Annotated in this window: 9 protein-coding genes; 5 read left to right on the forward strand and 4 right to left on the reverse strand. The window is 70.3% G+C overall.

Features of this window, described 5'->3' with window-relative positions; genetic code table 11:
* Positions 1–76: 76 nt before the first annotated feature.
* The 3 genes from N2041_RS12400 (at position 77) to N2041_RS12410 (ending at position 2,015) form a co-directional block, all read left to right on the forward strand.
* The gene (locus tag N2041_RS12400) at positions 77–1,420 is read left to right on the forward strand and encodes an ABC transporter substrate-binding protein (protein WP_297678894.1); all 1,344 of its coding nucleotides are present in this window, start codon (positions 77–79) and stop codon (positions 1,418–1,420) included.
* 197 nt (positions 1,421–1,617) lie between these two features.
* Positions 1,618–1,782 (forward strand): hypothetical protein, encoded by a 165-nt coding sequence (locus N2041_RS12405; RefSeq protein WP_297678895.1) that lies wholly within the window; start codon positions 1,618–1,620, stop codon positions 1,780–1,782.
* Positions 1,779–2,015: a hypothetical protein gene (locus tag N2041_RS12410; RefSeq protein WP_297678896.1), complete on the forward strand. Its 237-nt coding sequence runs from the start codon at positions 1,779–1,781 to the stop codon at positions 2,013–2,015. Before N2041_RS12405 ends, N2041_RS12410 begins: the two co-directional genes overlap by 4 nt.
* A gap of 91 nt (positions 2,016–2,106) precedes the next feature.
* Here the strand turns inward: N2041_RS12410 and N2041_RS12415 are convergent, their stop codons facing one another.
* Positions 2,107–2,601: a hypothetical protein gene (locus tag N2041_RS12415; protein WP_297678897.1), complete on the reverse strand. Its 495-nt coding sequence runs from the start codon at positions 2,599–2,601 to the stop codon at positions 2,107–2,109.
* A gap of 209 nt (positions 2,602–2,810) precedes the next feature.
* Here N2041_RS12415 and N2041_RS12420 point away from each other — a divergent pair, with 209 nt between their 5' ends.
* Both N2041_RS12420 and lon read left to right on the forward strand, forming a co-directional pair.
* Complete coding sequence (locus N2041_RS12420; RefSeq protein ID WP_297678898.1) at positions 2,811–3,230, forward strand: Hsp20/alpha crystallin family protein; 420 nt, start codon at positions 2,811–2,813, stop codon at positions 3,228–3,230.
* Positions 3,227–5,647 carry an endopeptidase La gene (lon, locus tag N2041_RS12425; protein ID WP_297678899.1) on the forward strand — a complete coding sequence of 807 codons (2,421 nt, stop codon included), beginning with the start codon at positions 3,227–3,229 and terminating at the stop codon, positions 5,645–5,647. Before N2041_RS12420 ends, lon begins: the two co-directional genes overlap by 4 nt.
* Here the strand turns inward: lon and N2041_RS12430 are convergent.
* The 3 genes from N2041_RS12430 to N2041_RS12440 all read right to left on the reverse strand — a co-directional run bounded on the left by N2041_RS12430 (position 5,644) and on the right by N2041_RS12440 (position 6,717).
* Positions 5,644–5,871 (reverse strand): hypothetical protein, encoded by a 228-nt coding sequence (locus N2041_RS12430; protein ID WP_297678900.1) that lies wholly within the window; start codon positions 5,869–5,871, stop codon positions 5,644–5,646. The two genes, lon and N2041_RS12430, sit on opposite strands and share 4 nt — an antisense overlap.
* Before the next feature lie 24 nt (positions 5,872–5,895).
* Positions 5,896–6,027, reverse strand: a complete 132-nt coding sequence (locus tag N2041_RS12435) for a hypothetical protein (protein WP_297678901.1) — start codon at positions 6,025–6,027, stop codon at positions 5,896–5,898.
* A 147-nt stretch (positions 6,028–6,174) separates the two neighbouring features.
* The gene (locus N2041_RS12440; protein WP_297678902.1) at positions 6,175–6,717 is read right to left on the reverse strand and encodes a disulfide bond formation protein B; all 543 of its coding nucleotides are present in this window, start codon (positions 6,715–6,717) and stop codon (positions 6,175–6,177) included.
* Between the last annotated feature and the right edge of the window lie 483 nt (positions 6,718–7,200).

The following is a 7,200-nucleotide window of genomic DNA, read 5'->3' on the forward strand; positions in this document are numbered from 1 at the left end:
GCGAATGATCGGATGGGAGTTCCCGCGCCGCGCCCCGGCGCGTGAGCACACACCACCAGGAGGGACAAGGAACCAGATGAGGAAACCGAAACGCTGGACCGCGCTGCTCATGCTGTTCGCCGCGGTCGCCATGGTCCTCGCTGCCGCGTGCGGCGGCGATGACGACGATGACAAAGGGGGCACCACCCCCGCGGCCGGCGGCACGACCGCCGCAGGCCAGACGCCCACCCAGCAGCAGGACGTCAAGAAGTACGACACCGGCGCCTCCGACACCGAAATCAAGATCGGCGGCATTTATCCGTTCTCCGGCCCGGCTGCGGCCTACGGCACCATCGGCAAGGCTGTCGAGGCCTACTTCAAGATGGTGAACGAGCAGGGCGGCATCAACGGCCGGAAGATCACGTTCATCACCAAGGACGACCAGTACTCGCCGGACAAGACGGTCCAGGCCGCCCGCGAACTCGTCGAGCAGGAGAAGGTCCTCTTCATCTTCAACACGCTCGGCACGCCGCCGAACACCGCGATCTGGGACTACCTGAACCAGCAGAAGGTCCCGCACCTGTTCGTCGCTACCGGCGCCTCGAAGTGGGGCGCGGACCCGAAGAGCCACCCGTGGACCATCGGCTGGCAGCCGGACTACCAGTCTGAATCGGCCATCTACGTCGAATGGCTCGGCAAGGAGAAGCCGAACGCCAAGGTCGCCATCCTTTACCAGAACGACGACTACGGGAAGGACTACGTCGAAGGCTTCAAGAAGGCGCTCGGCGCGAAGGCCTCGCAGGTCATCGTGAAGGAGGCCACCTACGCGACGACCGACGCCTCGGTGAACGCGCAGGTCGCCCAGCTGAAGGAATCCGGCGCCGATACGTTCTTCCTCGTCGCCACGCCGAAGTTCGCCACCCAGGCGCTCGTCGCCGCGACCCAGATCGGCTGGAAGCCCACCATCCTCCTCAACTCGGTCTCCCAGTCGATCCCGTCGGTCCTCGACCCGGCCGCGCAGCAGGGCGCCGACCTCAGCAACATCATCACCACCTTCTACATCAAGGACCCGGGCGACCCGCAGTGGGCGAACGACCCCGCCATCAAGGCCTACAAGGACTTCATGGCGAAGTACTACCCCTCGGGCAACGTGAACGACGGCTTCAACGTCTACGGCTACGCCGTCGCCCAGACGCTCGTCGAAGTCCTGAAGAAGTCCGGCAACAACCTGACGCGCGAGAACATCATGAAGCAGGCGACGAGCCTGAAGGACCTCCGCATCGACGTCCTCCTGCCGGGCATCCTCATCAACACCTCGCCGGTCGATTCGGCCACCCCGGACTACTACCCGATCCAGGCCGAGCAGCTGGCGAAGTACAACCCTTCGGCGAAGAAGTTCGACCTCTTCGGCGAAGTCATCGACATCGGCAAGAAGAAGTAGGTCGGCGGCCAGCCGCGCACCGCTTCGCATGACCGGCGGGCGGGGGACGGGCTCCCCCGCCCGCTTCGCTTCGCCGCGCCGGGGGTAGGCGGCGGAGAACACGGGCAACGGCGGGCCGGTGCCGGTGACGCCGGGCGCTCGGTGGTGCCGGCCGGCCGGGGCACGCTCCGGAGACACTGTCCGTGGAGGTTCTCCCCGTGGCCAACCGCCCCATCCTCTCCCTCCGCCCCGCTGCCGCGGCGAACGCGGCCGGCGCGGCCCTCATCGCGGCCGCCGCCGGCCCTGCGGCCGCGCTCATCGCCGCGGTCGCGCTCGGCCTGCCGGCCGCCATCGCCGGCGGCCTCGCGCGGAGGCTCCCGTGAGCGCCGGCCCGGACGGCAGCGGCAGCGGCTACCACGGCCGCGTGCGGACGACGCTCGCCGCCGCGCTTGCGCTCATCAGCGCCGCCGCGCTCGCCTGGCAGGACGTCACCGGCGCCGGCCCGGATGAGCTGACGGCCGTCACGGCGGCCATTCTCGTCGTCTCGCTGCAGGCGCTCAGCTTCCCCGTCGAGGAGCTGCTGCGGCTGCTCGGCCGCTGGCGCCGCGGCGGCTGAGCGGGCCCGCGCCCCAACACCCCGCGCACAGCACGGCCCCGGCGAATTCCGCCGGGGCCGTTCGGGTGCGGCCGGGCGCCGGCCGCGCTGGCTAGTAGGGCGCGACGGGCAGCACGCCCTCGGCCTCGGCATGCCGGCGCCATGCCGGCCGGTACGGCGGTTCGGACCTGAAGTGCCGGCGCCAGTAGCTGCGCCGCGTCGTCGCTTTGAACCGGTAGCCGCCCTCGACCGCGTGGCCCGTTCCCTCGCAGTTGAGGCACTCCCCGAGCGGAAGGTGCTGCGCCCGGCCGTAGGGGTAGGAGCCCGTACCGAGGCAGACGGGGCAGTCGTTCTGCCGCTCCACCCAGCTGCGGATCCGCCCGGGCTCCCAGCCGTGGACCGCCTTTAGGTGTCCGGCGATCTCGACCACCGGCCAGGCCAGCTCCCCCCGGCTGAGGGGGCACCGTTCGACCGGGCAGAAGACGTCGACGTTCGCCACGCGCTTCAGGGCCTCGATGCGGGGGCGGGCGATGAGTTCCTCGCGCATGGCTTCTTCGAGCGCCTCCTTGAAGAATGTGATCAGGTCGCTGTCTGCGTTGCGTTTCATGTGGCACCTCCTCGATCAAAGATTGCACCCAGTGTTGCACCGTCCGCGCAGGTCCGAAATGGTCCTAGCTGAAGCGATCCACCTTTACCTTCGTGGGCGAGACCGCCAGCGCCCGCACGCGCCGCATCATCCCCCGGCTGTTACCCCCGAGCCCCTACAATGAGAGGGACGACCCGCCCGGGCGGGCCCCCTCGCGAGGTTTCGGCCCCATGCGCTACCGCCGTATCAGCTACCGCTATGCCCTCATGGTCCGCACCGGGCCCGAACCCCTCGGCGCCGGGCTGCTCCCCGGCCGCGAGCGCGTCCGCCTTGCTCAGACGTGGTGGCAGCCCGCCGCCGATATCGCCGAATCGCCCGCCGGCCTCACGGTGATGGTCGAGCTCGCCGGCGTCTCTATCGACGATATCGACCTCCTCTTCTACGACGACGCGGTCGTCATCGAAGGCCGGCGCCGGCTGCCGCCCCCGCCGGTGGATGCCCGCTACCACGCCGCCCAGATCCGGCAGGGGCCGTTCCGGCTCGAAGTGCCGCTGCCCTGCGCCATCGACCACGACGCCACGCGGGCCAGCTACGAAAACGGCCTGCTCATCCTCGAATTCCCGAAAGCCAACGGAGGCACCACCCGGTGAGCGACGACGCCCTGCCCGCGGCCGAACCCCGGCCCGCCGAACCCGGCACCCCCGCCGATGACGGCGGCATCGAAACCCTTCCCGTCCTCCCTCTCCGCGGCGGCACCGTCGTCTTCCCCTTCGCCGTCGTGCCGCTCGCCGTCGGCCAGCCCCGCTCTGTCCGCCTCATCGACGACGTGATGCGGGCCGACCGGCGGCTCGTCTTCGTCGCCCAGAACACGGACGCTGTCGACCTCGCCGGGCCGGAGCACGTCCACCGCATCGGCACCATCGGCGTCGTCCACCACCTCGCGCGCTCGGGCGAAGGCACGCTGCAGGTCGTGGTGCAGGGCATGGAGCGGATCCGCATCCTCGAGTTCACCGCCACCGAGCCGTACCTGCAGGCCCGCGTCGAACGCGCCCCCGAGCGGCCGGCCGAGGGGCCGGAGGGCGAAGTCCTCCGCCGCGCCGTGCTCGAACTCATCGCCCGGCTCGTCGCCGTCATCCAGCTGCCGCAGGAGTTCGTCGCCGCCGCCGAGGCGCTCACCGACCCGCTCCAGCTCGCCTACCTCGTCGGAGCCGCGCTGCCGCTCTCCGGCGCCCAGCGGCAGGAGCTGCTCGAACTCGATACCGTCGACGCCAAGCTCCGCAAGCTCGTCGAGTTCATCCAGCACGAAATCGCCGTCCGCGAACTCGGCCGAAAAATCGCCGAGGAGACGGAGCAGCGCCTTTCGAAATCGCAGCGCGAATACTTCCTCCGCGAACAGCTCCGCTCCATCCAGAAGGAGCTCGGCGAAGGCGAAGGCGAAGAGATCGCCGACCTCCGCCGGCGCATCGAGGAGGCCGGCCTGCCGCCGGAGGCGAAGGCCGAGGCCGAGCGCGAACTCGAGCGGCTCGCCCTCCTGCCGCCCGGCTCGCCCGAGCAGGGGATGATCCGCACCTACCTCGACTGGATGGCGAACCTGCCGTGGCAGCAGCTCAGCGGCTCCGCCATCGACATCGAGCGCGCCCGCGCCGTCCTCGATGAGGACCACTACGACCTCGAGAAGATCAAGGACCGCATCCTCGATTACCTCGCCGTGCGCAAACTCCGCGCCGAGCGCGCCGCTGCCGCGGCCGACGGCGGCGAAGGGCTGCCGCCTGCCGAGCGTGCCGCCGCCGAGCCGATCCTCTGTTTCGTCGGCCCGCCCGGCGTCGGCAAGACGAGCCTCGGGCAGTCGATCGCCCGCGCGCTCGAACGGAAGTTCGCCCGCGTCGCGCTCGGCGGCGTCCACGACGAGGCCGAAATCCGCGGCCACCGGCGGACGTACATCGGCGCGATGCCGGGCCGCATCATCCAGGCGCTTCGGCAGGCTGGCACGCGCGACCCGGTCATCATGCTCGACGAGATCGACAAGGTGGGCAGCGACTGGCGCGGCGACCCGGCCGCCGCGCTCCTCGAAGTGCTCGACCCGGCGCAGAACCACCGCTTCACGGATACCTACCTCGGGGTGCCGTTCGACCTCTCGGCGGTGCTCTTCATCGCCACGGCGAACACGCTCGACACCATCTCGCCGCCCCTGCGCGACCGGATGGAGGTGATGCAGCTCTCCGGCTACACGGAGGAGGAGAAGCTCCACATCGCCGAGCGGTACCTGGTGCCGCGGCAGCTGCGCGCCCACGGACTTCAGCCCGGCGAAATCGCCTTCGAGGAGGCGGCGCTCCGCCACATCATCCGCCGGTACACGCGGGAAGCGGGCGTCCGCGGGCTCGAACGGGAGATCGCCGGCGTCGTTCGCCGCATCGCCCGCCGCGTGGTCGAAGGCGAAGCAACGCCGGTGACGGTCGACGTCGCCGCGGTCGAGAAGTACCTCGGCCGGCCGCGCATCCCGGAGGAGTCGCTCATCCGCATCGACCGGCCCGGCATCGCCACCGGCCTCGCCTGGACGCCGGCAGGCGGCGACGTCCTGCAGGTCGAAGCCGCGGCCATGCCTGCCGCCGAGGAGCGGCTCATCCTCACCGGCCAGCTCGGCGACGTGATGCGCGAAAGCGTGCAGGCGGCGCTGACGTGGGTCCGTTCGAACGCGGCGAAGCTGGGCATCGACCCGGGCTACTTCGAGCACAAGGCGGTGCACGTCCACGTGCCGGCCGGCGCGGTGCCGAAGGACGGGCCCTCGGCGGGCATCACGATGGCGACGGCGCTCGTTTCGCTCGCGAGCGGCCGGCCGGTGCGTTCCGACGTGGCGATGACGGGCGAAATCACGCTCCACGGCCGGGTTTTGCCGGTCGGCGGCATCAAGGAGAAGGTGCTGGCCGCGCACCGGGCCGGCATCCGGACGGTGATCCTGCCGAAAGAGAACGAGCGCGACACCGAGGACGTGCCCGAGGAGGCGCGGAAGGAGCTGCGCTTCGTCTTCGTCACCGACGCGAACGACGTGATGGCGGAGGCGCTGGGTTAGGGGGAGCCGGGCCCGGAGAGCCGCGCCGCGAGTTCGTCCTGCCTGTGGCCCGGCTGGTCAGCTGCCTCGGCAGTGATGGCGGCCGGCGTTCCGGCCTTCAGCGACCTGCGGCGCGGGATGGCCAGGTGCCGGGCCTTGCCGCCCGGGAGCGCGAGCGGCAGGAGGCTTCCCGTCTGCCGCGGGGGCGAGCCGGGGGCGTTCGAGCGAGCGGGCGAGGTCGTCACCGCCGACATCGCGCGGGAGCCGCATCAGGGTACGAGTACGTCATCGCGGACGAAGTGGAGCTGGATGACCTTCGGCCGCTCGGGCTCATCGAAGTGGCAGCGAACGGCGCCCCGGGCCTGTTCGCGCAACGCGTCGAGCGAGTCGGCTTCGGTCACGATGGCGGCGCCGAGGGCGCGAGCCAGGAACCCCCTTCCGGCTGTTCGGTGACGACGAGAATGATCTCGTCCATGGCGGGTACTTGACCCGTGGCACCACGCTCGCGTCCCCTCCCCTGAGCCAGCAGCGCGCCCCCGCCCCCGAGGCTACAGCCCCCGCGCCTCCAGGTAGCGGACCCGCCAGTCGGCCGTCTGCAGGAGGAGGATCGTGAGGAAGCTCGCCCCCGCCATGAACGGGATCGACACGAACCCGAACTCCTCAACGAACCGGACCGTGCAGGAGACGGCCGAGCCGGTGCAAATCTGCGCCTGGTCCGGGAACAGCTCGAGCTGGTAGTGGTAGATCGAAATCAGCAGCCCGATGCCGGCAAGCGTCACGACATACTTCGGCGCCAGCCGCCCGCGGCTCACGATGGTCACCCCGAGGAGGATGGCCAGCGGATACATCGCGATGCGCTGGTACCAGCAGAGGTCGCAGGGCGTGAAGCCGACGTATTCCGAGTAGTAGAGTGAGCCGGCCATCGCCGTGGCAGCGACGGCGAACATCGCCTTCTGGCCGTGCCCGGTGAGGAAGGCTCGAAGCCGGGTGGCGGCCGGGTGCTCGGCGGCGAGGATGGCGAAGAGCGCCGCGAATACGATGCCGATCGACCCCGCCGCGAGCACGGGCGAGACGTACTGTTCCGATTCCATAGCGAACCCGCGGGCGAACCGCCCGCCGCGTACCATTCTACGCCCCGGGCCGCCGCTGCCCGGGACAGGCCCGGGAAAGAACGCAGGTCCGAACGGCCGTGGTTGCGGACCGCGCGGTCCCGGTGCGCCGTCCCGCCCGCGCCGGGGCCTTCACTTCTCCGCAATGGAGTTGCTATAGTCTCCGGCTCCGGAGACCCGAATGTACGCGCGAGTTCGCGACATCCTGGCGACAAATTACCTGGAACTGTTGGGGATAAGACCCTCTGCTGACTTCCGGGAAATCCGGCGTGTAATCGGCCGCATCGAGATGGAGGCGGAGATGGGGGCTGCCTCCGTCGAAAGCCAGGTCATCGAGAAGGCGAAGGTCGCGCTGGGAACCGACGAGCGCGCGCTCGAGTACCGGGTCCTCGCGCGGTGGAGCGGCGATGACGTGCTGGGGCGCTGGTCGGCTCTCCACGACCAGGCGGTCGAGCAGCTGCGCAA

The sequence above is a fragment of the Tepidiforma sp. genome, assembly GCF_026419595.1.
Taxonomy (GTDB): domain Bacteria; phylum Chloroflexota; class Dehalococcoidia; order Tepidiformales; family Tepidiformaceae; genus Tepidiforma.